21 protein-coding genes are annotated in these 24,943 nt (G+C 70.0%); 8 read left to right on the top strand and 13 right to left on the bottom strand.

Going from position 1 to position 24,943, the window contains the following annotated elements; all coding sequences use genetic code 11:
* Nucleotides 1-74 precede the first annotated feature (74 nt).
* The gene (locus PZE19_RS10195; protein WP_277860507.1) at nucleotides 75-923 is read left to right on the top strand and encodes a menaquinone biosynthesis family protein; all 849 of its coding nucleotides are present in this window, start codon (nucleotides 75-77) and stop codon (nucleotides 921-923) included.
* Nucleotides 924-1,062: 139 nt separating this feature from the next.
* Nucleotides 1,063-3,780: an aconitate hydratase AcnA gene (gene acnA / locus PZE19_RS10190; protein WP_277860506.1), complete on the top strand. Its 2,718-nt coding sequence runs from the start codon at nucleotides 1,063-1,065 to the stop codon at nucleotides 3,778-3,780.
* A gap of 469 nt (nucleotides 3,781-4,249) precedes the next feature.
* Here the strand turns inward: acnA and PZE19_RS10185 are convergent, their stop codons facing one another.
* The 4 genes from PZE19_RS10185 to PZE19_RS10170 form a co-directional block, all read right to left on the bottom strand.
* Nucleotides 4,250-7,459, bottom strand: a complete 3,210-nt coding sequence (locus PZE19_RS10185) for an ice-binding family protein (protein ID WP_277860505.1) — start codon at nucleotides 7,457-7,459, stop codon at nucleotides 4,250-4,252.
* Between the two features lie 905 nt (nucleotides 7,460-8,364).
* Entirely contained in the window at nucleotides 8,365-9,648 is a 1,284-nt protein-coding gene (locus PZE19_RS10180; RefSeq protein ID WP_277860504.1) for a hypothetical protein, read from the bottom strand.
* Nucleotides 9,533-10,081 (bottom strand): hypothetical protein, encoded by a 549-nt coding sequence (locus PZE19_RS10175; RefSeq protein WP_277860503.1) that lies wholly within the window; start codon nucleotides 10,079-10,081, stop codon nucleotides 9,533-9,535. The genes PZE19_RS10180 and PZE19_RS10175 overlap by 116 nt, the downstream gene beginning before the upstream one ends.
* Complete coding sequence (locus PZE19_RS10170; RefSeq protein WP_277860502.1) at nucleotides 10,078-10,599, bottom strand: RNA polymerase sigma factor; 522 nt, start codon at nucleotides 10,597-10,599, stop codon at nucleotides 10,078-10,080. The genes PZE19_RS10175 and PZE19_RS10170 overlap by 4 nt, the downstream gene beginning before the upstream one ends.
* Nucleotides 10,600-11,043: 444 nt before the next feature.
* Between PZE19_RS10170 and pdhA the strand changes: the two genes are divergently transcribed.
* The 4 genes from pdhA (at nucleotide 11,044) to lpdA (ending at nucleotide 16,019) form a co-directional block, all read left to right on the top strand.
* On the top strand, nucleotides 11,044-12,057 hold the full coding sequence (gene pdhA, locus PZE19_RS10165) for a pyruvate dehydrogenase (acetyl-transferring) E1 component subunit alpha (protein WP_277860501.1): 1,014 nt from the start codon (nucleotides 11,044-11,046) through the stop codon (nucleotides 12,055-12,057).
* A 2-nt stretch (nucleotides 12,058-12,059) separates the two neighbouring features.
* On the top strand, nucleotides 12,060-13,037 hold the full coding sequence (locus PZE19_RS10160) for a pyruvate dehydrogenase complex E1 component subunit beta (protein ID WP_277860500.1): 978 nt from the start codon (nucleotides 12,060-12,062) through the stop codon (nucleotides 13,035-13,037).
* Nucleotides 13,038-13,116: 79 nt separating this feature from the next.
* Complete coding sequence (locus PZE19_RS10155; protein ID WP_277860499.1) at nucleotides 13,117-14,445, top strand: dihydrolipoamide acetyltransferase family protein; 1,329 nt, start codon at nucleotides 13,117-13,119, stop codon at nucleotides 14,443-14,445.
* A gap of 188 nt (nucleotides 14,446-14,633) precedes the next feature.
* On the top strand, nucleotides 14,634-16,019 hold the full coding sequence (gene lpdA, locus PZE19_RS10150; protein WP_277860498.1) for a dihydrolipoyl dehydrogenase: 1,386 nt from the start codon (nucleotides 14,634-14,636) through the stop codon (nucleotides 16,017-16,019).
* A 96-nt stretch (nucleotides 16,020-16,115) separates the two neighbouring features.
* On the opposite strand, the gene PZE19_RS10145 is transcribed toward lpdA, so the two are convergent.
* The 3 genes from PZE19_RS10145 to PZE19_RS10135 form a co-directional block, all read right to left on the bottom strand.
* On the bottom strand, nucleotides 16,116-16,868 hold the full coding sequence (locus PZE19_RS10145) for a PEP-CTERM sorting domain-containing protein (RefSeq protein WP_277860497.1): 753 nt from the start codon (nucleotides 16,866-16,868) through the stop codon (nucleotides 16,116-16,118).
* A gap of 70 nt (nucleotides 16,869-16,938) precedes the next feature.
* Nucleotides 16,939-17,637, bottom strand: coding sequence for a ferritin-like domain-containing protein (locus PZE19_RS10140; protein WP_277860496.1), 699 nt, complete (start codon nucleotides 17,635-17,637; stop codon nucleotides 16,939-16,941).
* 139 nt (nucleotides 17,638-17,776) lie between these two features.
* Nucleotides 17,777-18,646 (bottom strand): RNA polymerase sigma factor, encoded by an 870-nt coding sequence (locus PZE19_RS10135; protein WP_277860495.1) that lies wholly within the window; start codon nucleotides 18,644-18,646, stop codon nucleotides 17,777-17,779.
* A 217-nt stretch (nucleotides 18,647-18,863) separates the two neighbouring features.
* Between PZE19_RS10135 and PZE19_RS10130 the strand changes: the two genes are divergently transcribed.
* Together PZE19_RS10130 and PZE19_RS10125 are read left to right on the top strand one after the other, a co-directional pair.
* Nucleotides 18,864-19,280: a hypothetical protein gene (locus PZE19_RS10130; protein ID WP_277860494.1), complete on the top strand. Its 417-nt coding sequence runs from the start codon at nucleotides 18,864-18,866 to the stop codon at nucleotides 19,278-19,280.
* 35 nt (nucleotides 19,281-19,315) lie between these two features.
* The gene (locus PZE19_RS10125; protein ID WP_277860493.1) at nucleotides 19,316-20,302 is read left to right on the top strand and encodes a DUF1559 family PulG-like putative transporter; all 987 of its coding nucleotides are present in this window, start codon (nucleotides 19,316-19,318) and stop codon (nucleotides 20,300-20,302) included.
* Nucleotides 20,303-20,316: 14 nt separating this feature from the next.
* On the opposite strand, the gene PZE19_RS10120 is transcribed toward PZE19_RS10125, so the two are convergent.
* The 6 genes from PZE19_RS10120 to groES form a co-directional block, all read right to left on the bottom strand.
* Nucleotides 20,317-20,526 carry a DNA gyrase inhibitor YacG gene (locus PZE19_RS10120; RefSeq protein ID WP_277860492.1) on the bottom strand — a complete coding sequence of 70 codons (210 nt, stop codon included), beginning with the start codon at nucleotides 20,524-20,526 and terminating at the stop codon, nucleotides 20,317-20,319.
* The gene (locus PZE19_RS10115; protein WP_277860491.1) at nucleotides 20,526-20,846 is read right to left on the bottom strand and encodes an FmdB family zinc ribbon protein; all 321 of its coding nucleotides are present in this window, start codon (nucleotides 20,844-20,846) and stop codon (nucleotides 20,526-20,528) included. The genes PZE19_RS10120 and PZE19_RS10115 overlap by 1 nt, the downstream gene beginning before the upstream one ends.
* Before the next feature lie 23 nt (nucleotides 20,847-20,869).
* Nucleotides 20,870-21,409 (bottom strand): nucleotide exchange factor GrpE, encoded by a 540-nt coding sequence (grpE, locus tag PZE19_RS10110; RefSeq protein ID WP_277860490.1) that lies wholly within the window; start codon nucleotides 21,407-21,409, stop codon nucleotides 20,870-20,872.
* 70 nt (nucleotides 21,410-21,479) lie between these two features.
* Nucleotides 21,480-22,637, bottom strand: coding sequence for a molecular chaperone DnaJ (gene dnaJ, locus PZE19_RS10105; protein WP_277860489.1), 1,158 nt, complete (start codon nucleotides 22,635-22,637; stop codon nucleotides 21,480-21,482).
* Nucleotides 22,638-22,859: 222 nt separating this feature from the next.
* Nucleotides 22,860-24,485, bottom strand: coding sequence for a chaperonin GroEL (gene groL, locus PZE19_RS10100; RefSeq protein WP_277860488.1), 1,626 nt, complete (start codon nucleotides 24,483-24,485; stop codon nucleotides 22,860-22,862).
* Between the two features lie 54 nt (nucleotides 24,486-24,539).
* Entirely contained in the window at nucleotides 24,540-24,839 is a 300-nt protein-coding gene (gene groES / locus PZE19_RS10095) for a co-chaperone GroES (protein ID WP_277860487.1), read from the bottom strand.
* Between the last annotated feature and the right edge of the window lie 104 nt (nucleotides 24,840-24,943).

Genomic DNA, 24,943 nt, shown 5'->3' with positions numbered 1-24,943 from the left:
CTCCCCAGGGCGACCGGGGCCGGCGTGTTTTTCCCGGGCGACGCCCCCCGTCCCCGTCCGAGAAAGGCCCTTCGATGAGCACCGGCGAGACGATCATCCGGGTCGGCCACAGCCCCGACTCCGACGACGCCTTCATGTTCTACGCCCTGACCCACGACCGCATCGACACCGGCGGGCTCCGCTTCGTGCACCAGCTCGAAGACATCCAGACCCTCAACAAGCGGGCGATGGCCGGCGAGCTGGAAGTCTCGGCGATCAGCATCCACGCCTTCGCCTACGTCGCCGACAAATACGCCCTGCTGGCCTCGGGCGCGAGCATGGGCGAGGGTTACGGCCCCAAGATCGTGACCCGCGAGCCCATGACGCTGGAGCAGCTCAAGGGCAAGACGATCGCCGTCCCCGGCACGATGACCTCGGCCTTCCTGGCGCTGCAGCTCTGCCTCGGCAAGGACGTCCCGGTCGTCCAGATGGAGTTCGACGCCGTCCTGCCGGCGGTCGCCTCCGGCGAGGTCGCGGCCGGCGTGATCATCCACGAGGGCCAGCTCTACTATCAGGAGAAGGGCCTGCACCAGGTCCTCGACCTGGGCGTCTGGTGGAACGAAGAGAACCGCGGCCTGCCGCTGCCGCTGGGGGGCAACGTCGTCCGCAAGGACCTGGGCGACGAGCTGATCGCGAAGATCGCCCGGCTCCTCAAGGAGAGCATCCAGTACGCCCTGGACCACCGCAAAGAGGCGCTCGACTACGCCCTGACCTACGCCCGCGACCTCGACCCCGCCCTCGCCGACGAGTTCGTGGGGATGTACGTCAACCAGCGGACGGTCGACTACGGCCCCGAGGGCCGCGAGGCGGTCAAGCTGTTCCTCGACCGCGGGGCGGAAATGGGTTTGGTCCCGGGGCCGCTTCCCATACAATTTGTGGGATGATCCCGAAGGCGAGGCCGCGGCCGGGCGCGTCGACCGCGCCCGGCCGGCCCCGGTCGCCTCGCCCTCGCACCGACGGAATCAACCCGAGGCCCCCTCCCGGATCGGACGGGGGCCTCCGCATGTATCGAAGGGACGGGCGATGCCCAAGTCGTTCGGCGCTCAGGCGCCGCTGTCCGTGGACGGTCGGACCTACCAGTATTACCGCCTGGGCGCGCTGGCCGACCACGGCCTGGACGCCTCGCGCCTGCCGTTCTCGCTCAAGGTGCTGCTGGAGAACCTGCTCCGCTTCGAGGACGGCTCGACCGTCACCGCGGACGACGTCCGCGCCCTGGCGCAGTGGGATCCCAAGGCCGACCCCGACCGCGAGATCGCCTTCCGGCCCAGCCGCGTGCTCCTGCAGGACTTCACGGGCGTCCCCGCCGTGGTCGACCTGGCCGCCATGCGCGACGCCGTGAAGACCCTGGGCGGCGACCCCCGGCGGATCAACCCGCTGCAGCCGGTCGAGCTGGTGATCGACCACTCGGTCCAGGTCGACGAGGCCGGCACCTCCCGCGCCCTGATCGTCAACGCCGAGCTGGAGTTCGCCCGCAACCGCGAGCGCTACGCCTTCCTGCGGTGGGGCCAGAACGCGTTCGACAACTTCAAGGTCGTCCCGCCCGACACCGGGATCGTCCACCAGGTGAACCTGGAGTACCTCGCCCGCGTGGTGATGGTCGACGACGAGGCCGCCGAGGGCGCGACGGCGTACCCCGACACGCTCGTCGGCACCGACTCGCACACGACGATGATCAACGGCCTGGGCGTGCTGGGCTGGGGCGTCGGCGGCATCGAGGCCGAGGCCGCGATGCTGGGCCAGCCGGTCTCCATGCTCGTCCCCCAGGTCGTCGGCTTCATGCTCTCGGGCAAGCTCCCCGAGGGCGCCACGGCCACCGACCTGGTGCTGACCGTCACCCAGATGCTCCGCAAGAAGGGCGTGGTCGGCAAGTTCGTCGAGTTCTACGGCCCCGGCCTGATGCACCTGCCGCTGGCCGACCGGGCGACGATCGCCAACATGGCCCCCGAATACGGCGCGACCTGCGGCATCTTCCCGGTCGACGCCGAGACGATCCGCTACCTCCGCCTCTCGGGCCGCCCCGAGGCCGCGATCCGCCTGGTCGAGGAGTACTACAAGGCCCAGGGCATGTTCCACGAGCTGAACACGCCCGCGCCCGATTACACCGACACCCTGTCGCTCGACCTCTCGACCGTCGAGCCCAGCATCGCCGGCCCCCGCCGGCCCCAGGACCGCGTCGCGCTCAGCAACTCCAAGCCGGCCTTCGAGGCCGCCCTGAAGGAGATGGTCGAGGCCCGGCCCGCCAAGGTCAAGCCGGCCGATCAGGCCGAGGTCGACACGAACGGCGAGGGGAGCGACCTCAAGCACGGCTCGGTCGTGATCGCCGCCATCACGAGCTGCACCAACACCTCGAACCCCTCGGTCATGCTGGCCGCCGGGCTGGTCGCCAAGAAGGCCGTCGAGCGCGGGCTGGAGACCAAGCCCTGGGTCAAGGCGAGCCTCGCCCCGGGGTCGAAGGTCGTCACCGAGTACCTCAAGTTCGCCGGCCTCGACACGTACCTCGACCGCCTGCGGTTCAACACGGTCGGCTACGGCTGCACGACCTGCATCGGCAACTCGGGCCCGCTGCCGGCCGACATCTCCGACACGATCCAGAAGAAGGACCTCGTCGCCGTCGCCGTCCTGAGCGGCAACCGCAACTTCGAGGGCCGGATCAACGCCGACGTGCGGGCCAACTACCTGGCCTCGCCGCCCCTGGTCGTCGCCTACGCCCTCGCCGGCACCATGGACGTCGACCTCGCCGTCGAGCCGCTCGGCCTCGACAGGCAGGGCGAGCCCGTCTTCCTCAAGGACGTCTGGCCGACCCAGCAGGAGGTCCACGACACGGTCATGGCCTCGGTGAAGTCCGACCAGTTCCACAAGGAATACAGCGCCGTGTTCGACGGCGACCCCCAGTGGCAGGGCCTCCCCACGCCCCAGGGGGATCTCTTCGCCTGGGAGGACGACTCGACCTACGTCCAGAACCCGCCCTACTTCGTGGGCATGCAGCTTCAGCCGACCCCGCCGAAGCCGATCGAAGGCGCGCGGGTCCTGGCCGTCCTGGGCGACAGCATTACGACCGACCACATCTCGCCCGCCGGCTCGATCAAGGCCGACGGCCCCGCCGGCCGCTACCTGATCGCCCACGGCGTCAAGCCGGCCGACTTCAACTCCTACGGCTCGCGCCGGGGGAACCACGAGGTCATGGTCCGGGGGACGTTCGCCAACATCCGGCTGCGGAACAAGCTCGCCCCGGGCACCGAGGGGGGCTGGACCCGCTACCTCCCCGACGACGAGGTCATGAGCATCTTCGACGCCTCGGTGAAGTACCAGGCCGCGGGGACGCCCCTGTTCATCCTCGCCGGCAAGGAGTACGGCTCGGGCTCCTCGCGCGACTGGGCCGCCAAGGGGCCCAAGCTGCTGGGCATCTCGGCCGTCATCGCCGAGAGCTACGAGCGGATCCACCGTTCGAACCTGGTCGGCATGGGCATCGTCCCGCTCCAGTACGAGCCCGGCCAGAACGCCGAGAGCCTGGGCCTCACCGGCGAGGAGATCTTCCGGATCGAGGACCCCGACGGGTCCGTCGCCCGGCGCGTGGCCGCCGCCAAGTCCCTGGTCGTCGCCGCCGAGAAGGCCGACGGGACCGTGACCCGCTTCCCGGTCCGCGTCCGCATCGACACCCCCCAGGAAGTCCACTACTACGAGAACGGCGGCATCCTGCCGTACGTCCTCCGCCAGCTCCTGAGCGTCAAGACCGACCTCTGAGATCGGCCGTCGACGACCGCCGCCTCACGACGCCCCCCGCCCGCGCGGGGGGCGTTTGGGTTTCGAAGATGGGCGAATCTGGACCTCGCCGCGTTGCGATCCGGATTCGTGCTTTCGTCGGCATGGGCCCCTTGAGGGACCGGCTTCGATTTGGGTCCGTCCGCTCGCCAGGCCAACAAAGCCATTCGACGCAACGCTTGATTCAGATGGTCTTTAAGTTCGGAATTTCGCACGTCGACGTCGGAAAGACACTCGTGTTTTCTTCTTGTCGGAGCGGGTCGTCTTCGATCGGGTCGATGGGTCTCGATCGGCCCGAGACGCAACCCTTCAAAGGGACTATGGGCCCGGCTCGCCGATTGGCGAAGAGAAAAGGGGCGGGCTGCGGCCGACGGCCCTCCCAATCGCTGACGACGAGCCGGGCGGTCGGGTCCTGATTCCGTCCCGGGCTCGTCATCGTAGCGGTCGAGGGTCAGTTGGCGGAGGTCATCGTCCCGGCCATGTAGGACGGGAAACGAGCGGACAGGCCCGCTCGCAACGACAGTCCGGCGCGAGGCTGGGTTGCCGTCTGCCGCGCCGCGACGGTCGACGGAACGATCGATCGGGTCGACAGGACGCTCGCCACCCGGGGCAGGCGAGCCGTCGGGGTGGACGTGACCCGGGCCGTCGCGGGGGCCCGTCCCGCCAGGGTCTTCATGGAGATCACGGCGACGTAATCCGTGCCGGGGCTGCCGGCCCCGGCGAGCGGGCCGCCGTCGAGGCCCGCGACGCCGTCGGGTGCTGCGCCCAGGATCGTGAGCTGGTAGAGGTAGTGGATGTTCAGGCGCTGAGCCAGGTGCAGCGTGACGGTCTGCGCGATCGGATCATAGTCGACCTGGGTCACGTTGATGACCATTCCCCGGTGGCCGGCCTGTCCCGGCCCTCCCAGCAGGCTGATCCGATAGTTAGCCGGGTCCTGGGCCCCGACCGGGTCGAGCGGCGTGCTGAAGCCGATCACCAGGGTCGTCGCCTGGGCGTGGATCCCGAACCGCTGCAGGGCTACGACCACGGGGGACACCGGCGTGATCGGCAAGGCTGCGACGATCGCGGCGGCGGTCTGCGAGTCGTTGGCCGGATTGAGGTCGGTGGTGATCGTCGACGCGGACGCCGTGTTGACCACCTGGGTCCCGCCGGGGAACGAGGGGGCGATCATGACCGTCACGGTGAAGACGGCCGACGCGCCGGAGGCGAGCGAGGCCAGGGTCCCGCCGATCGAGCCCGTGCCGCCGACGGCGGGCGTGGTCAGGGCGAACGTCGGACCGGCCGTCTGCACGGCCGAGAGGAACGTCGTGCCCGCCGGGACCAGGTCGGCGAGCGTCACGCCCTGCGCGTCGCTGGGGCCGACGTTGGAGACGGTCACCGTGTAGGAGATCGCCCGGCCCGCCACGACCGTGCTCGACGAGACCGTTTTGGTCACCGCGACGTCGGCCTGGGCGGCGACGGCGGCGCTGGCGCTCTGGGAATTGTTGGCGGGGACGGAGTCGGTCGTCGCGGCCGTGACCGACGCGGTGTTGGTCACCAGGGCGCCGTTGCCGGTGGATGGCAGGATCAGCAGGGTGACCGTGAAACTCGCCGAGGCGCCCGCCGCGAGCGAGGCCAGGGTGCCGGAGATCGAGCCCGTCCCGCCGACGGCCGGCGTCGAGAACGTGAACGTCGGGCCCGCCGTCTGGACGACGGCCAGGAACGACGTGCCGGCGGGGACCAGGTCGGCCAGCGCCACGCCGACGGAATCGCTGGGGCCGACGTTGGACACGGTCACCGTGTAGGCGATCGCCCGGCCCGCCACGACGGGGCTGGACGAGACCGTCTTGGTGACCGCCAGGTCGGCGACGGCCGCGACGAGGGCGTTCACGGTCTGCGAATTGTTGGCGGGGACGGGGTCGGTGGTGGTCGTCGACGCGGACGCCGTGTTGACCACGAACGTGCCGTTGCCGGTGGAGGGCAGGATCAGCAGGGAGACCGTGAAGCTGGCCGAGGCGCCCGCGGCGAGCGTGGCCAGGGTCCCGCCGATCGCGCCCGTGCCGCCGACGGCGGGCGTGGTCAGGGCGAACGTCGGACCGGCCGTCTGCACCGCCGAGAGGAACGTCGTGCCCGCCGGGACGAGGTCGGCGAGCGAGATGCCCTGCGCGTCGCTGGGGCCGACGTTGGCGACGGTGATCGTGTAGGCGATCGCCGAGCCGGCCACGACCGGGCTCGACGAGACCGTCTTGGTCACCGCGAGGTCGGCCACGGCGGAGACGGCGACGATCACGGTCTGCGAGTCGTTTTCCGGGTTGGGGTCGGTGGTCGTCGTCGTCCCGGTGGCGGTGTTGGTCACCAGGGCGCCGTCGGCGAGCGACGGCGAGGCCAGGACCGTCACGGTGAAGACGGCCGACGCGCCGGAGGCGAACGAGGCCAGGGTGCCGGAGATCGCGCCCGTGCCGCCGACGGCGGGCGTGGTCAGGGCGAACGTCGGACCGGCCGTCTGCACCGCCGAGAGGAACGTCGTGCCCGCCGGGACGAGGTCGGCGAGCGAGATGCCCTGCGCGTCGCTGGGGCCGACGTTGGCGACGGTGATCGTGTAGGCGATCGCCGAGCCGGCCACGACCGGGCTCGACGAGACCGTCTTGGTCACCGCGAGGTCGGCCACGGCGGAGACGGCGACGATCACGGTCTGCGAGTCGTTTTCCGGGTTGGGGTCGGTGGTCGTCGTCGACCCGGAGGCGGTGTTGACCACCAGGGCGCCGTCGGCGAGCGACGGCGCGATCAGGACCGTCACGGTGAAGACGGCCGAATTTTCGGAGGGGAGCAGGTCGAGCGAGCCGGAGATCAGGCCCGTGCCGCCGACGGCGGGCGTCGTGAGCGCGAAGGCCGCTCCCGAGGTCTGGACGGCGGAGACGAACGTGGTGCCGAGGGGGACCTGGTCGGTGAGGACGACGTCGGCGGCGTTGCCGGGGCCGATGTTGGAGACCGTCACCGTGTAGGAGATCGTCGAGCCCGCGACGACCGGGCCGGGGACTAACGTCTTGGCGACCGCGAGGTCGGCCTGCACCGCGGTGACGGAGTTGGTATCCAGCGTCACCGCGCCGTTGATCGCCAGCGCCCGCCCCTGGATGCTCGCGCCGGTGGTCACCGAAATGCTCTGGTCGGCGAGGATGTTGCCCGCGAAGGCCGTGCCCGTCCCCAACGTGGCCGAAGTGCCGACCTGGAAGTAGACGTTGTCGGCCTGGGCGCCGTTGATGAGGTTGACGGCCGCACCGGTCCCGGTGATGAACGTCGTCCCGATCCGGAAATCGAAACGGGCGTTGGGGTCGCCCCCGGCGTCGAGCGTAAGCGTACCGGTCAAGGGGGCCGACGTCGCGAAGAAGTAGACGCCCGGAGAGAGCGTCTGCCCGCCGAGGTCCTGGCCGGTCAGGATGTTCGCGGGCAAGACCGGCTCGCCCGCGATCAGGGCGTAGGCCGTCGCGGCGTCCGCCTGGGCCTGGACCGCCGTGGCGTCGTTGGAGTGGATCGCGCCGCCGGTGACCACGCCCGGGGGGAAGCCGGTGACGGCCGTGCCCGGGCTCACGCCGAGGTCGCCGACGATCGCCGACGGGCCCGTGTTGGTCACCGTCGAGCCGCCGAGCACCGCGAAGGTCTGCGCCGCGCCCAGGATGGACGCCATCAAGACCCGGTCTTCACACTGCTCGATCGCGAGATCCGCCAGCCGGCGACGACCCCGGCCTCCTCGTCCGGCGGCCGAAATGGCACGTGATCGGATGGTCCGCGTACGGAGGCTGCTTTCGGGGATCATGGGGGCCTTTCCGGAGGTGGAGAGCCGTCGTCGGCCTCCAACGACGCGGGCGCGCCGTCACCGAGATGATGAGGGACGGCCCGACGTCTCAAGGGCGAAGGGATGCGGCGCGTCGGCGAGCGGGCGGGGCCGGGCTCTCGTCCCGGACTCCGCGGGGGAGGATCGGCCCGGCCTTATCCGAATCCCGCCGCCGGACTTCGGCCTGGGGGCCGCGCGGGGCGCGGCTCGGGGCTTTCGCCGTCGTTCGAGGTCCGGCCCGGCGTTCCGATCGGCGGATATTGATAATTAATCATGTGAAAAATTATGGATATGTCTTGTCGAACGCTTCCTGCGTCGTGCACGAGGCACCTGATTTGAATCATACGACGCGGCGTCGCTCGGTGCGTGCGACATTTTCCTTAAAAGGGCCGAGGGGTGCGGCCTGAGGGAAGCCCCAGGTTTTCGACGGAGTGTCTCGGCAAAATTGTTTGAGGCAGAAAGACTTTCTGCAAAAAGATTTGAGTCGTGTGTGGCGGCGAGGTGAGGACGTTGATGCTCGGCGAGAGAAGCGTCGTTTTCTTTTTGCTTATTTTTTCCGAATTGTCGACCGGCAGGGGCCGACGCGCCGGAGGGAAGCCGGATCGCCTCGGTGCGGCCCGCGGGCCGAGGCTCGAAGACCTGGCGGCCCTGCCTTGCGATGGGGACCGCCCGGGCCCCGTTCAGGAGGGAGGCGACGCCCGCGGGCGGAATCGCCGACCCCCCGGGGTGGGACCTCCGCGAGCCGTACACGGAGAGGCTCAAGGGGCTTCCGGGTCGTTACGACGGCTTGAGGCCCAGCCCACGTCCTTGTCCTTCGTCAGGGTGCCGCCGTCGTCGACGAGGTTCTGGCCGACGGAGTAGATCAGCCAGCCGGCCGGGCCCTTCTTTACGATCAGGGGCTCGTCGGTGAAGGGGTCGAGGGTGGCTTCGGGGGGGAGGCCCAGGGCCACCAGGTCCGCCGGGGCCGGGGCGTCGGCGGGGGTTCGCGCCAGCAGGGCGTTGAGCACGCGGAGCGACCGGACGGCCGCCCGCTGGCGCTCGGCGCTCTCGCGCAGGAGCGTCATCGCGGGTTCGAGGAGCTCGGCGAGGACCTTCAGCGGGTGCCGGTAGCCGTCGAGGCTCGAACGCGCCGGCGTCGACCGGAGCTTGGGATAGGGGATCTCGGACCTCCGCAATTGCTCTTCGTAGAGGTCGAGGAACATCAGGACCAGGTTGTTACGCATCCAGCCCCGGAGCCAGAAGAGGTTGTTCGACATCTCCGCGGCCGATGTCAGCGAGAAGGCCCGCTCGTTCTTGAGGGCCTGCCGCACGGGTTCGAGGCCGTCGTGGTCCGTCAGCTCGGCGTCGAGGCGGCGATGGGCCTCCCCGGAGACGGTTGCGGACTGGAGGACTTCGCTCGCGGCCTTCATCGCCACCCGGGCGCAGGCGATCGACGTGAAATAGGCGGTGAGCGTCGGCAGTCGGCGCGCGTGCCGCGCCAGCCTCAAGGCGTCGATCTGGGCGTCGAGCGCCTCGTCGGCCCGGCCCTCGGCGACGAGCAGGGCCGACCAGGCCTGCAGGATCCGGGCGATCCGGCGATGCTTCTCGCAACGCGTCATGAGAGTGAGTGCGAAATTCGAGGACGGCAGCGTGACGTCGAGGGGAGGGTTGTAGTCGGGCCGGGCGGCCGCCTCTTTCAGCAGCGGGACGAGCCCGGGATACTTGCGGAAGAGCCCGGCGAGCTTCTCCCGCCGCTCGGTCGGGAGCGTCCCGATCGCCGCGGCGCCGTCGGGGAAGCTCGCGAGGAACTCCTTGTGGGCGAACTCCAGGTCGACGTCGGCGCGGCGGAGCGGGACGTCGGCGTCGACCTCGGGCGGGATCGCGATGCGGGCGAAATCGGCGATCGACAAGGGTTCGCCGGGCCGGGGGATCGCGGCGAGCCGCTCCTCAAGCCGGCGTGCCGTGACCCGGGTGTACCAGGCGCTCCACAAGAAGAAGCCGGCCAGCAGCAGGCCGGTCGCGATCGCGGCCCACTTGAGGAATTTCACGAGGCGTCGCTTCATCGTCGTCCTCCCGGAGATCGAAGGTCAGGTCGCGGAGCAGGCGTTCCAGGTCGGCGGCGTGGCGCCGGAGGTCGGCCTCGGTGGTGGCGGGGGGCGGCGCCGCGAGGCGCTCGAAGACCCAGCGGCCGGCGACGGGGCCGGCGGCCGCGGCGACGTCGCGGGCCGCCGCGACGGCCTCTCGCTCGATCGGACGGGGGCCGAAGACCCGTCCCAGCCGCTCGTCGTTCGCCCGGTTCGTCCATTCGTCCAGCCCCACGCTCGCGATCAGGGCCGCGGCGACGGCGGCCAGGACGGGGAAGCGGCGCCGAGGCCGACGGGAGGGGCCGGCCGCCGCGAGTTCCTCGGCCACGGCACGCAGCACGCGATCGCGGAGGTCGGCCGGCGCGGGGCGGGGGGTGGCCTGATCCAGGAGCCGTTCGACGTCGTCGTTCATCGCCGCTCCCTCACGAGGTGGGTCCGCATCCGGTCCAGGGCCGCGCGATGCCGCATGGCGACGGTCGTCAGGGGCCGGCCCAGGATCGCGCCGATCTCGCGGAAGGTCAGGCCGGCGTAGGTCTTCAGCTCCACGATCTCGCGGTCCTCGTCGTCCAGGCTCGCCAGGGCGCGGGCGATCGCCTCGGCGGTCTCGCGGGCCTCGAGATCGTCGGAGTCGGCCTCGGCGAAGAGGCCCCGGGCCGTCGCCGCGACGATCGTCGCGCCCCGGCGGCGGCGGGCGTCGAGCCAGCGATTCGCCTCGTTGCGAGCGACCGTGAATGCGAAGGAAACGGTGTTTTCGACCCCGCGCCACCCTTGCCGATTCCGGACGAGCCGGACGAAGGTCTCCTGGAGGACGTCGTCGGCGTCGGCCGATGCCCCTAGACGAGCCACCAGATAATGGTGCAGGCGGTCGCCGACCGCTTCGTACAATCGGGCGAACGCCTCGGGGTCGCCCCGGGCGAGTCGGTCGGCCAATCCATCCATCGTCGCTCCGGGGGGTGGCCTGGCGTCGTCGGTGCCTTGGCGGCGGGCCGGTCTGCAAGAAGAGACCCGTGTCGGCGCGAGATTTTCCAGGGTTCTTTCGATGGGGGCGAATTTTTATAGAGGGCGGGCGCGGGCTGCGGGTTCGATTCTTGGTCAACCTTCCTGGCGGCGGACGGGAAGTTTCGTATAAAATGACAGAATCAAAATACGATCGACGGACGGTGGACCTGAAAGACGGCCCGGCCGCGGCGTCCCTCCGGTTCGGGCCGCGAGCCCCACGACCCGTCGAGAGGAATCGTCGCCCTCGACGGGCGGACGATGAGCGCGACCTTCCCCCCGCCGCCCGACGTCGCCCGATGGATCAGCCTCCGAACTCGCCGTCGCCGGCCCCCCGGCATCCGCTTGGTCCGCCGTTCACTCAGGAGTCAGGTTGATATGGCCTCAGTGCAAACGGAAGCGAAACCGATCGTCGACGAGTCCAAGGCCCTGGGCTGGCTTCGACAGATGATGCTGATCCGCCGGTTCGAGGAACGGGCGGAGATGCTCTACCAGAAGGGCAACAAGATCGGCGGCTTCTTCCACCAGTACAGCGGCCAGGAGCCGGTGGCGGTGGGGTCGATCGGCGTGCTCCGCGAGGACGACTGGGTGATCACCGCCTACCGCGACCACGGCCACGCCCTGGCGCTGGGCATGACGGCCCGCGCGGGGATGGCCGAACTGCTGGGCAAGGTGACGGGCTGCTCCCGGGGCAAGGGGGGCTCGATGCATTTCTTCGACGCCGAGAAGGGGATGATGGGGGGCCACGCGATCGTCGGCAGCCACATCCCGCTGGCGGCGGGCTTCGCCTTCGCCAGCAAGTACCGCGGCGAGGACCGGGTGGCCCTCTGCTACCTGGGCGACGGCGCCATCAACCAGGGCTCGGTCCACGAGGCCCTGAACATGGCGGCCCTCTGGAAGCTGCCGGTCATCTACATCGTCGAGAACAACCTGTACGCGATGGGGACCTCGCTGGTCCGCTCCAGCTCGCACCAGGACCTGACCATCCGCTGCGCCACGCCCTACGGCATCCCCGGCCACCGGATCAACGGCAACGACGTCGAGCTGATGGCGAAGACCACGCTGGAGGCCGTCGACCACGCCCGCGCCGGCGAGGGGCCGAGCTTCATCGAGGCCATGACCTACCGCTACAAGGGCCACTCGATCAGCGACCCGGGCAAGTACCGGATGCGCGACGAGCTGGACAGCTACATCAAGAAAGACCCCATCGTGGTCTACGAGACCCTGCTCAAGCAGCGCGGCTGGATCGACGACGACGCGATCGAGGCGATGCACGAGGAGGTGAAGGCCGAGATCGAGGAGGCGATCGAGTTCGCCGAGAAGAGCGAGAACCCGCCCCTCGAAGCGGTCTACGAAGACATCACGGTGGCCCCCTTCATCTCGCAGGAGTGACCATGTCGGCTTTTTCGTATCGTGAGGCGCTCAACCAGGCGATGACCGAGGAGATGGATCGCGACGATCGCGTCTTCCTGATGGGCGAGGAGGTCGCCGAGTACGACGGCGCCTACAAGGTCAGCCAGGGGATGCTCAAGCGGTTCGGCCCCCGGCGGGTGATCGACACCCCGATCTCGGAAGAGGGCTTCGCGGGCATCGGCATCGGCGCGGCGATGGTGGGGCTGCGGCCGATCATCGAATTCATGACCTTCAGTTTCAGCCTGGTGGCGATCGACCAGATCGTCAACAACGCGGCCAACGTGCGGTACATGAGCGGCGGCCAGTTCGCGGTGCCGATCGTCTTCCGGGGCAGCTCGGGCATGGCCGGCTGCCTGGGGGCGACCCACTCGCACCGGCTGGAGGCCTGGTACGCCCAGATTCCCGGCCTGACCGTCGTGATGCCGGCCACCCCCGCCGACGCCAAGGGCCTGCTGAAGACGGCCATCCGGTCCGACGACCCGGTCATCTTCATCGAGCACGAGGTCCTCTACCACGAGAAGGGCGACATCCCCGACGGCGACCACACCGTCCCCTTCGGCAAGGCCGAGGTCCGGCGGCCGGGCAAGGACGTCAGCCTGATCACCTACTCGCGGTCGCTCAAGCCGACGCTCGCCGCCGCCGAGGAGCTGGCCGCGCAGGGCGTCGACGCCGAGGTCATCGACCTCCGCAGCATCCGCCCGCTCGACCTGGACACCCTGATCCAGTCGGTCGTCAAGACCCACCGCGCCGTGATCGTCGAGGAGGACTGGCCCTACTGCGGCCTCGGCGCCGGCATCTCCGACCGGATCACCCGCGAGGTCTTCGACGAGCTCGACGCCCCGATCCTCCGCGTCGCCTCGGCCGACGCGCCGATCCCGTACAACAAGCAGCTCGAGGCCTCGATGCTGCCGTCCGTGCCGCGGATCCTCGCGGCCGTGAACGACGTGGTCTACCGCTGATCCGACCGACGACAACACGAACCTTCCGCCCGTCGCCAAAGGGCGGGGGGCCGTCGCGACGGCCCCGAGGAGCAGACTCGTGCCGATCGAAGTGACAATGCCCAAGCTCAGCCCGACCATGGAGAGCGGGGTCATCGCGCAGTGGCTGGTGAAGGTGGGCGACGCCATCAAGGAAGGCGACGCCCTGGCCGACATCGAGACCGACAAGGCCACGATGCAGATGAAGTCGTATGACGACGGCGTCATCGCCCACATCGACCACGCGGCCGGCGACGAGGTGGCCCTGGGCGCGCGGGTGATGGTCCTGGCCAAGAAGGGCGAGGACCCCAAGCAGGTGGCGGCCGGCGTGACCGGCGCCAAGAAGCCCGAGGCCAAGGCCGCCGCCCCGGCCGACGCCGCGGGCAACGGCAAGCGCCCGGCCGAGGAGCCCGAGGCCGACGACGGCGAGGAGGCCGTCGCGGTGAGCGGCGGCCGCGTGCGGTCGAGCCCGCTGGCCCGCAAGATCGCCGCCGAGGCCCGCATCGACCTGGCCCGCGTCCCGGGCACCGGCCCCGGCGGCCGGATCGTCCGCCGCGACGTCGAGGACTTCCTCGCCGGCAAGACCCAGGCCCCGGCCGCCAAGGCCCCGGCCCCCCCGAAGTCGGCGCCCGCCGCCGCGACCGCGCCGGCCGCCGCCCCCCGGACGCCCATCCCGGCCGCGCGGATCTCCACGGCGCCGCTCGAAGAGAAGCGGATCCCCAACTCCCGGATGCGCAAGACGATCGCCCAGCGGATGGCGCAGTCGAAGCAGACCGTCCCCGAGATCCACGTCACGGTCGACGTCCGGGTCGACAAGCTCGCGGCCCTCCGCGAGACGCTCAACAAGGAGCTGGCCGCCGAGAAGGTCAAGCTGTCGGTCGGCGACTTCGTGACCAAGGCCGTCGCCGTCGCCCTCCGCCGCCACCCGGCGCTCAACGCGACGTTCGAGCCCGACGCCATCATCCGCCACGGCGAGGTCAACATCGGCATCGCCGTCGCCCTTGAAGAGGGGCTGATCGTCCCCGTCCTGCACCACGCCGACGAGCTGGGCCTGATCGAGATCCGCCGCGGCAGCGAGGGCCTGGCCGCCGCCGCGCGGGGGGGCAGCCTCGCGGGCGAGCAGCTCTCGGGCGGCACGTTCACGATCAGCAACCTGGGCATGTACGGCGTCAAGCAGTTCGACGCCATCATCAACCTGCCCGAAGTCGCCATCCTCGCCGTCTCCGCCGCCGAGAAGCGGCCCGTCGTCGAGGGCGACGCGATCGTCGTCGGCACCGTGATGTCGCTCACCCTCAGCGCCGACCACCGCGCGGTCGACGGCGCGACGGCCGCCGACTTCATGCGGACGCTCAAGAACCTGCTGGAAGAACCGGCGCGGATGCTCCTCTGATCCGGCCCCCCGCACGCAGGCCCCGTCCCGACCTCGCGGCGTCGCGAAGGCCGGCGACGGGGCCGTCGCGCTTCCGCCCCTTGTCGCCGTCGTCAATATATAATAAGGGCGAACGAGACGCGTCGCGGCCCGCCGCGAAGGGGCGTCCGGCTCCTACCCATTTTTCTGGAAATGCGACCAACACGACCATGGCCAACGACTACGACATCGTGGTGATCGGCGGCGGCCCCGCCGGCTACGCCGGGGCGATCAGGGCGGCCCAGCTCGGCAAGAACGTGCTCTGCGTCGAGCGCGACAAGCTCGGCGGGATCTGCCTGAACTGGGGATGCATCCCGACCAAGGCCCTGCTCTCGAACGCCCACCTCGTCGAGATGGTCAAGCGGCACGGCGAGCGCTTCGGCTACCACGGCAAGGGCGAGTGGAACTTCGGCGAGATGATCGGCCGCAGCCGCGGCGTCGCCGGCCAGCTCAACAAGGGGATCGAGGGGCTCTTCCGCAAGTACAAGGTGAAGTCGAAGTTCGGCGTCGCCCAGGTGATCGCCCCGAACAAGGTCAAGGTCGGCGACGAGGTCGTCACCGCCGACGCCATCGTCGTCGCCACCGGCGCTCGGCCGCGGCCCTTCCCGGGCGTCGAGTTCGACGCCCAGAAGGTCATCACCTCGAAGGAGGCCATGTCGCTGCCCACCCAGCCCAAGGCGATGCTCATCATCGGCGCGGGGGCGATCGGCCTGGAGTTCGGCTACTTCTACAACGCGATCGGCACCAAGGTCACGGTCGTCGAGATGCTCGACCGCGTCCTGCCGATCGAGGACGAAGAGGTCTCCGACGCGCTCAAGAAGAGCCTCGTCGCCAAGGGCCTGGAGATCTTCACCAGCTCGAAGACGACCAAGCTGGAGAAGACCGCCAAGGGCGTGAAGGCCGAGGTCGAGACGCCGCAAGGCAAGAAGACCATCGAGGCCGACGTGGCGCTCGTCGCCATCGGCGTGACCGGGAACGTCGAGGGCCTGTTCGCCCCCGAGGTCAAGGTCGAGATCGACCGGGGCCACGTCAAGGTCGACCGCGAGAACGGCTTCGTCACCAACGTGCCGGGGATCTACGCCGTCGGCGACGTCATCGGCCCCCCCTGGCTGGCGCACGTCGCCCACCACGAGGCCGTCTACTGCGTCGAACGCATCGCCGGCCACTCGAAGCACTCGGTCGACTACTCGATCATCCCCGGCTGCACCTACACCGAGCCCGGCGTGGCGAGCGTGGGCCTGACCGAGAAGGCGGCCCGCGAGGCCGGCCACGAGATCCGCATCGGCAAGTTCCCGTTCGCCTTCAGCGGCCGGGCCCTGGCCGCCGGCGAGAGCGAGGGCTTCGTCAAGCTGATCTTCGGCAAGAAGTACGGCGAGTTGCTGGGGGCCCACATCATCGGGGCCGTCGCCACCGAGATGATCTCCGAGATGGTCATGGCCATGCGGCTCGAGGCCACCGAGGAGGAGATCGTCCACGCCATGCACCCGCACCCGACCTTCTCCGAATCCATCATGGAAGCGGCCGGCCAGGGCCTGGGTGAGTCCATCCACATCTGATCGCCGACGCCGCCGCCGAATTCGAAAGCGAGACGCCCCGCCCACTCGATCCGTCGAGGGGGCGGGGCGTCCTAGTTTTCGATCGTCGCGTGAGGCTCAGGCCGGCGACGCGACGTTGGCGCGACGGCGGACGGCGACCGCGACGACCCCGGACGCCCCGAGGAGCAGCGAGATCAGGCTGGCCGGCTCGGGCACCGCGGTCGAGCCGCTCGTGACGAAGGCCTGGAACCGGCCTTCGGGGGCCGGCGAGCCGATGTCGTCGCCGACGACCGCGAACGCCCCGATCCCTTCGAAGCCGGCGAGCGTGCCAGCCTCGAAGCCGCCGCCGGGCAGGCCCACGCCGTTGAGCGCGAAGCCGTCCAGCAGGAGCGCCGAGGGGAACATCTCGTCGACCACGTTCACGACGCCGAGGCCCAGCGTGTGGACGCCCGCGGCGGCGATGGTGAGCGAGAACGTGGCGATGCCGGACTCCATCGCGAAGCTCGTCATCGACGTCGTGAACGTCGTCGTCGCCACCTCTGCGAGGAGCGTGGGGTCGGCCCCGTCGAGGCTGACGAAGGCGAAATCGTTGATCAGGTCGGCGATCGCCCCGGGATCCTCGTTCGTCAGGAAGTTGAAGCGGAACGACAGCACGTCGCCCGCCGCGGCGCTGAAGCTCGTCCGAAGGCCCGACCCGTCGAACGCCGGGGCGGCGAGCCCGTCGAGGGCCCCGGCCGAGAGGCCCAGGAACGATTCCAGATCGGCGGCGGATACGGCGTCCCCCGCCCGCGCCGGGGTCGCGATCAGGAGGGACGCGAGGACGACGGCCGCGGCGAACGGCCGGCGAGCCTGGATGAAACAAGGACGCATGGGTATGAAACTCCTGATCGATGCGACTCGGTTCGGGCGGGGGAGACGCTGTTAATCATCGCGGCGGGGCTCAGAAGAACCGGGGCACGTTGATGTTGTAGAACTCGGCCTCGAGGTACTCGAGCGCAAGTGCGAAGTTGAGGATGTCGACGTCGTTCATCAAGGGCAGAAGCGGCGGCCCGCCGTTGAGGTCGAGGAAGAACGGCCCGGCCAGCTCGACCACCTTCTCGGGCGTCAACGCCTGCTCGAAGCTGTTCTTCTCGCCCAGCGCGTTGACAGTGATGCTGTCGTTGAGCAGCGTGTTCAGGTAGCCGGCGTGGCGGGCCTCGATCAGCGCGATGGAGCCGGCGGCTCCCAGGTAGGCCGTCGACTGGATCAGCGGCAAGGCGCCGAGGTAGGCGCCGACGCCCGTATTCTCCAGGGCCTGCGAGACCCTCGCGAACGCCTGCGCGTTGGGCTGGATCAGGTTCTGGAAGGTCGGCTTGGGGCGGGCCGCCGTCCCCAGCGCGTTGACGAGGTAGTCGACGTGGGCGTTCTCGTCGGAGCGGATGTCGGTGAAGTTCTTGGCGTTCCAGCCGCGGTAGAGGGTCGGGATGTAATTGGGGTTGGCGGCCCTGGCGGTCGAAGTCGAGAGCGCCGCGACGGCCGCGGGGGCGGCCGTGGCGGCCATCGCCGACTTCATGAACGAGCGGCGGCCCTCGCGGGCGGCGGGCTGGCTGGCCGGGGCCGTGTTCAGGCTGCGGCCCTTGCGGCGTCGGTCGATCTTCATGGGAGCGGCTCCTTGGCTTGGTGGTCGTTCCGGGTGCGAAAGGTCAACGAGATGGCGAGATGAAATTATGAACACTTGATGAAAAACGAGGCGAGGCCGTCCCGCCGCGCGGGTCGCGTCGGGCGGCGGGTGACGGGCTTCAGAAGCAGACGCTCCGGAAGACGTCGGTCAAGTTCGCCGGCAGATCGTCGCGGTCGATCCCCGGCGGCGGGCTGGGCCGGATGATGGCGTCGGTCGCGGTCGCGGCGACGGCCACGGCGGCCGTGAGCAGCAGGACGGCGCGGCAGATCGCCGTCCAGTCGAGCGGCCCGGTCCTGATCCGAGCCGTCGCGACCCGGCCGCCGGCGGACCCGGTCGCGCGGAGGGTCGACTCGACGAGGCTCGGCGGCGCGGCCCCCGCCTCACGCCTCCAGACCAGCACGAGACCCGCCCCCAGGGCGACCTTGCGGCGGTCGAGACGCTCGCGGAGCAGTTTCCGGCCGCGGACGAGCCGCACCTTGACCGTGCCCGTCGCCCAGCCGAGCTGCTCGGCCGTCTGCTCGTGGGTCAGGCCTTCCAGGTAGCAGAGGATCAGGGGGGCCCGATACTTGTCGGGGAGGCCGTCCAGCTCCTGGCGCAGGATCAGGAAAAGCTCGTGGTCGGACTCCGGCGCGTCGTCGGAGGAGGGGTCGAACAGGTCGCTCGAACATTCCCGCTGGGCCACGCGGATCGAACGCCGACGAATCCGGGCGGCCGTCTTGTAGGCCGTCCCGCAGAGCCAGCCCCGCAGGCTGCCGGGGTCCTGGATCGATGCGGCCTTCTTGTAGAAGACCAGGAACGTGGCCTGGAAGGCGTCCTCGGCGAGGTGGGCGTCGTAGAGGACGGTGCGGCAGATCCGCAGGACCGACGGCCCCAGCCGGGCCACCAACGCGGCGAACGCTTCGGGGTCGGACTTCCGCAGGAAGTCGGCCAGCAGGCGTGCGTCGTCGTCGGGGGTGGTCATGGGGGAGTAGCTCGGGTGTCGTTCCATGGTGGTGGTCCTGATCTCATTCTGCACCCGTCGACCCCTGCGGGTTCAACTAAATTTGCGGCCCCGAAATTGCGAGCCTTGAGGCGATATCGTTTGTGATCGCGCGATCACGACTGATGGCAGTCGGGCAGGTCCGGGCGATCCGAATGCAAGGATGAGGCCGGTCGACCGGCGGGTCCTCGGATTCATGCAAAAACGGATGAGAATATCGACCACGTTGCTGTATCTTGGTCTCATGGCGACGGACCTCGGGTGTTCCGGCGGGGCCCGGGACGGGCGAGTGCCGGTCTCGGGCGAGGTCGTCGTCGACGGCCGGCCGCTGGACGCGGGGGCCGTCTCGCTGGAGCGGGCCTCGGAGGGCCGGCAGGAGGTCGTCGGCTCGCGGATCCGCGCGGGGGCCTTCGCGATCCCGCAGTCGAAGGGCCCGACCCCGGGCGTCTACCGGGTGCGGATCTACGCCAGCGGCCGGGAGCAGGCGCCGCCGCCGCCGGGCGTCTCGGATCGGGCGCGGCGGCCGATGGTCGAGCGGATCCCCGCGGAGTACAACGCGCGTTCCACGAAGACGGTCGAGATCCGGCCGGGCCGCGGGAACCACCTCAAGTTCCAGATCGCCACGACCGCGCCCGGCGGATGACGGACACGTTCCTCGCACATTTTCAGGAGGCGTCGATGAAAACGACGGACGGCCGCGAACGGGGCTTCACCCTCATCGAGCTGCTGGTCGTCATCGCGATCGTCGGCATCCTGATCGCGCTCTTGCTGCCCGCGGTCCAGTCGGCCCGCGAGGCGGCCCGGCGGGCGCAGTGCACCAACAACCTGAAGCAGATCGCCCTGGCGATGCACGGCTATCACGACGTCCACGGGGTGCTCCCCCCGGGCAAGAAAGGCTGCTGCTGGGGGACCTGGCTGATCTTCGTGCTCCCCCAGATCGAGCAGCAGCCGCTCTACAACGCCTGGAACCACTTCGGCACCAACGCCCCGGGGCTGCCGGTCGGCTACGACGAGGAGCTGAGGTATTTCGGGCCGGCGAACCGGACCGTGACCTCGCAGTTCGTCGACGCCTACCTCTGCCCGAGCGACGTCCGCAACGCGCCCCTGTCGCAGCAGATGAACGGCGCGACCTTCGCGTGCACCTCGCAGAATTACGCCGTGAACTTCGGCAACTCGATCCAGCTGCAGGAGGACTTCCAGGACGTCCGGTTCGGCGGCGCGCCGTTCGTGGACGTCGGCTCCCCGCTGACCGATTTGAAGAAGCCGGGGAAGCCCACCGTCGGCTTCGCCGCGATGGTCGACGGCATGAGTTCGACGCTGATGGCGTCGGAGGTGGTCGTCGGCCAGGGCCGCGACCTGCGGGGCTTCTCGTGGTGGGGCGACGCCGCGGGGTTCGAGACCTTCCTGGCCCCGAACAGCTCGTTCCCGGACGTCCTCTTCAGCGCCTATTACTGCCAGGACGGGCCGCCCAACCCGCCGTGCCTGGGCACGACCACGGCCCTGCCGGACAACTACGCCGCGCGCAGCCGCCACGCCGCGGGCGGGGTCAACGCGGCGATGCTCGACGGCGGCGTGCGGTTCATCAAGGACGAGATCGCCATCCCGGTCTGGCGGGCCCTGAGCACGACCGCCGGCGGCGAGGTGATCTCGGCCGAGGAATACTGAGGCTGGGGCCGGTCTCAGTCCTCGTCGTCGTCGGCCCCGGGCGGGCGGCCGGCACCCTCGGTCTCGAGATCCGCGGGGGGGCCGGGGACGGCGTAGGCCTCGTCGATCCAGCGGCCGAGGTCGAGGAGCCGGCAGCGTTCGGAGCAGAACGGGAAGGTCGGCAGGTCGTCGATGGCGGCGACCGCGAACGACTTCTTGCAGGTGGGGCAGCGGCCCTTGATCATCAGGACGACCCGCCGCCGGACGGCGTCGACGGCCCGGACGGGGTCGAGGCCGGGGGCGTCGCGGCCGGCTTGGCCGAGTCGCCGCCCGACGACGAGCCGCCGGCCGTGTCGGCCTTGGCCGCCTTCTTGTAGGAGTCGCTGCGGTAGTCGGTCTGGTAGAAGCCCGAGCCCTTGAACAGGATGGCCGCGCCGGGGCCGATCTTGCGCCTCAGGGTGTGCTTCTCGCAGGCCGGGCAGAGGGTCTGGGCGTCGGACTTGATGGACTCGTACGCCTCGAACTCGTGGCCGCAGGCGTCGCAGATATAGTCGTAGGTCGGCATCGGGCGGAATTCCTCCGGTCAGGTCAGGGCTTGACCGAGACGGCGACCTTGCTGGGCCTCAGCACGCGGTCGTGGATCTTGTAGCCCTTGCCCAGCTCGGCGACGACGGTCCCCTCGGGGGCGTCGGCGGAGGGCTGCTGCATCAGGGCCTCGTGGAAGTTGGGGTCGAAGGCCGTGCCGAGCGCCTCGATGGGCTCGACGCCGTACTTCGCCAGGGTCGCCAGGAACTGCTTGTGGACCATGTCGAGGCCGGAGACGACCCCCTCGGTCGCCGTGGCGCGGAGGGCCTCGGTGGCGCGCTGCATGTTGTCGAGGACGTCGAGCAGGTCGCGGCCCAGGTTGCCGATGGCGTAGAGGCGGTCGGCCTCGGCCTGCTGCTTGTTGCGCTTCTGGTAGTTGACGAACTCGGCGCGGGTGCGGAGGAGCTGGTCGCGCGCCTCGTCGCGCTCCTTCTCGAGGAGCGCGACCTGGCCTTGCGGGCCGGCGTTCGACGAGGGCTCGTCGGGGGCCTCGGCGGCGTCCGCGTCGGGGGATCGTTCGGGGCGGTTCACGGCGTCGGACATGGCTGCGGATCTCCTGGCCGACGGCCTCGGGCGGGCAGGCGTCGGGGTCCGGCCCCGCCCGGCGGGCGCGTCAGGCGTGCTCGCGTTGCTCAGGCTCGGCCTCTTCGGTGAAGTAGTCGCGGAGCTTCTCGAAGAAGCTCTTGCGGCGAGGGCTGACCTGTTCGTGCTCGGTCTCGGCGAACTCGCGGAGCAGCTCCTCCTGTCGGGGGGTGAGCTGGCGGGGCGTCTCGACGACGACCTCGACGATCTCGTCGCCCCGGCCCCGGCCGCTGATGTCGGGCATGCCCCGGCCCTTGAGCCGGATCTGGTCGCCGCTCTGCGCCCCGCGGGGGACCTGCACCCGGCCCGGGCCGTCGAGCGTGGGGACCTCGACGTCGGCGCCGAGCGCCGCCTGCGCGAAGCTGATCGGGACCTGGCAGAGCAGGTCGTTGCGCTTGCGTTCGAAGAACTGGTGCTTGCGCACCATGATCTGGATCTGCAGGTTGCCGCGGGGCCCGCCCATGTCGCCCAGCTCGCCCTGCTGGCGGAGCTGCAGCCGCATGCCGGTCTCGACGCCCGGGGGGACGTCGACCTGCAGCTTGGCCCGCTGGGGGACGCGGCCCGAGCCGTGGCAGGAGGGGCAGGGGTCGGTGATCTTGACCCCCTCGCCGCCGCACGACGGGCAGGTGGTCGCGACCTGGAAGAAGCCCCGGGCCTGGACGACCTGGCCGCGGCCGCCGCAGTAGTTGCAGGTGGTCGCCACGGTCCCCTTGCGGGCGCCCGAGCCCCGGCACTCGCCGCAGAACTCCTGGCGGTCGACGTCGATCGACCGGGTCGTGCCGCGGGCGGCCTCGTTGAGCGTGATCTCAAGCCGCATCAGCAGGTCCGGGCCCTGGCGGGGCCCGCGACGGCCGCCGCCGCCGCCCCCGAAGAGGTCGCCCAGCAGGCCGCCGCCGAAGATGTCGCCGAAGGCCGACATGATGTCGTCGGTCGAGCGGAAGTCGTGGAAGGCCGCGCCGTCGAGCCCGGCGTGGCCGTAGCGGTCGTAGCGCTGGCGCTTCTGGGCGTCGGAGAGGACGTCGTAGGCCTCGGCGGCCTCGCGGAAGCGTTTCTCCGCCTCCTGGTCGCCGGGGTTGCGGTCGGGGTGGAACTTGAGCGCCATCTGCCGGTAGGCGCGCTTGATCTCGTCGGCCGTCGCCTCGCGCTTGATCTCGAGGACTTCGTACAGGTCGCGTTTGGTGGTTGCCATCGGCGCGGCGTCTCGACGGTCGAGGGTCCCGGGACGCGTCGCGACGGCCCTCCCTGAGCCGCGCGCGATCCCCTGTCCAGGATCAAAATCTTAACATACGGGCCCGCATCCTCCCAGCCGGAACGGGCGAGGTGGGCTCGGCGGCGAGGGGCCGGAAACGGGCCGGGGCGCCGCTCGATCGAGCCGGCGCCCCGGGGACCGGGAGTCCTGGAGGGACTCGGATCAGCGGACGGAGCCCTCGGCCCGGGGGCCGTTCTCCTTCTCGTCGTCCTTGATGTTGGTGATCAGGGCCTCGGTCGTCAGCAGCAGGCCGGCGATCGAGGAGGCGTTCTGGAGGGCCGTGCGGGTGACCTTGGTGGGGTCGATGATGCCGGCCGCGAACATGTCGACGAATTCGCCGCTGTTGGCGTCGTAGCCCTGCGAGCCGCCGGCCGCCTTGACCTCGTCGGCGATCACGGCGCCGTCGTAGCCGGAGTTCGAGGCGATGTAGCGGACGGGCTCTTCCAGGCCGCGGAGGACGATCCGGGCGCCGAGCTTCTCGTCGCCTTCGAGCGTCTCGATCAGCTTCTCGACGGCCGGGATGGTCCGCAGCAGGGCCGTGCCGCCGCCGGGGACGATGCCTTCCTCGGCCGCCGCGCGGGTGGCGTGGAGGGCGTCCTCGATGCGGGCCTTGGTCTGCTTCATGTCGGCTTCGGTCGGGGCCCCGACGCGGATCAGGGCGACGCCCCCGGAGAGCTTGGCGAGCCGCTCCTGGAACTTCTCCTTGTCGTACTCGCTCTCGGTCTCCTCGATCTGCCGCCGCAGCTGGTCGATCCGGCGCTGGATCTCCTCACGCTTGCCGGCGCCCTGGATGATCGTGGTGCTGTCCTTGTCGATCTTGATCTGCTTGGCCTGGCCGAGCTGATTGAGCTGGATGCTCTCCAGCTTCAGGCCGAGGTCCTCGCTGATCACGGTGCCGCCGGTCAGCACGGCCATGTCGCCGAGCATCGCCTTGCGGCGGTCGCCGAAGCCGGGGGCCTTGACGGCGGCGATGTTCAGGATGCCGCGGAGCTTGTTGACGACCAGGGTCGCCAGCGCCTCGCCCTCGACGTCCTCGGCCACGACCAGCAGGGGCTTGCCCGACTGGGCGACCTTCTCCAAAAGCGGGATCAGCTCGCGGAGGCTGCTGATCTTCTTCTCGAAGAGGAGGATCAGGGCGTCCTCGAAGATCACCTCCATGGTGGTCGGCGAGGTGACGAAGTAGGGGCTCAGGTAGCCCTTGTCGAACTGCATGCCCTCGACGAACTCGAGGGTGGTGGAGGCCGTCTTGCCCTCCTCGACGGTGATGACGCCGTCGCGGCCGACCTTCTCGACGGCGTCAGCCAGCATGGCGCCGACGGCGTGGTCGTTGTTGGCGGAGATGGCGCCGACCTGGGCGATCTCCTCCTTCTTGGAGACCGGCCGCGAGATCTTGTCGTGCAGCTCGGCGACGGCCGCCTCGACGGCCTTCTCGATGCCGCGCCGCAGGGCCGTCGGGTTGGCCCCGGCGGTGACGTTCTTGAGGCCTTCGCGGTAGAGGGCGCGGGCCAGGATGGTCGCCGTCGTGGTGCCGTCGCCGGCGACGTCGGACGTCTTGGACGCGACGACGTTCACGAGCTTGGCGCCCATGTTCTCGAACGGGTCCTTCAGCTCGATCTCCTTGGAGACCGTGACGCCGTCCTTGGTGACGAGCGGGCCGCCGAAGGACTTGCTGAGGATCACGTTCCGGCCCGTCGGGCCGAGGGTCGATCCCACGGCCTGGGCCAGGACGTCGACGCCTTCCAGCAGCTTGCGGCGGGCGGCGTCGGAGAAGAGCAGTTGCTTAGCCACGGAGAAAGGCTCCTCGGTCGATGGATGAGTGCGGGGTCAGCGACGCGGCCCGGTTCACTTGACGATCTTGGCCAGGATGTCGGACTCGCGGAGGATCTTGACTTCCTCGCCGTCGACCTTGATCTCGGTCCCCGAATACTTGCCGAAGAGGATCTCGTCGCCGACCACGACGCCGATCGGGCTGCGCTCGCCCGAGTCGAGGAGCTTGCCGGGGCCGACGGCGAGGACCTCGCCGCGCTGGGGCTTCTCCTTGGCGGTGTCCGGGAGGACGATGCCGCCGGCCGTCTTGGCCTCGGCCTCGATCTGCTTGATCACGACGCGGTCTTCCAGGGGGCGAATCGTCAGGGTGGCCATGTCCGTTTGTCCTTCTCGTCTGCTCGAATGAATCGAATCGGTGTTCGTGGATCGTTCGTTACGGGGTGGGGGCGGGGCCCCTCGCGTTCGCGGGGGCCCGGGGG

It is taken from the genome of Paludisphaera mucosa, assembly GCF_029589435.1.
In the GTDB taxonomy this organism is placed as follows: Bacteria; Planctomycetota; Planctomycetia; order Isosphaerales; family Isosphaeraceae; genus Paludisphaera; species Paludisphaera mucosa.
This window is presented reverse-complemented; position numbering and strand designations above follow the sequence as displayed.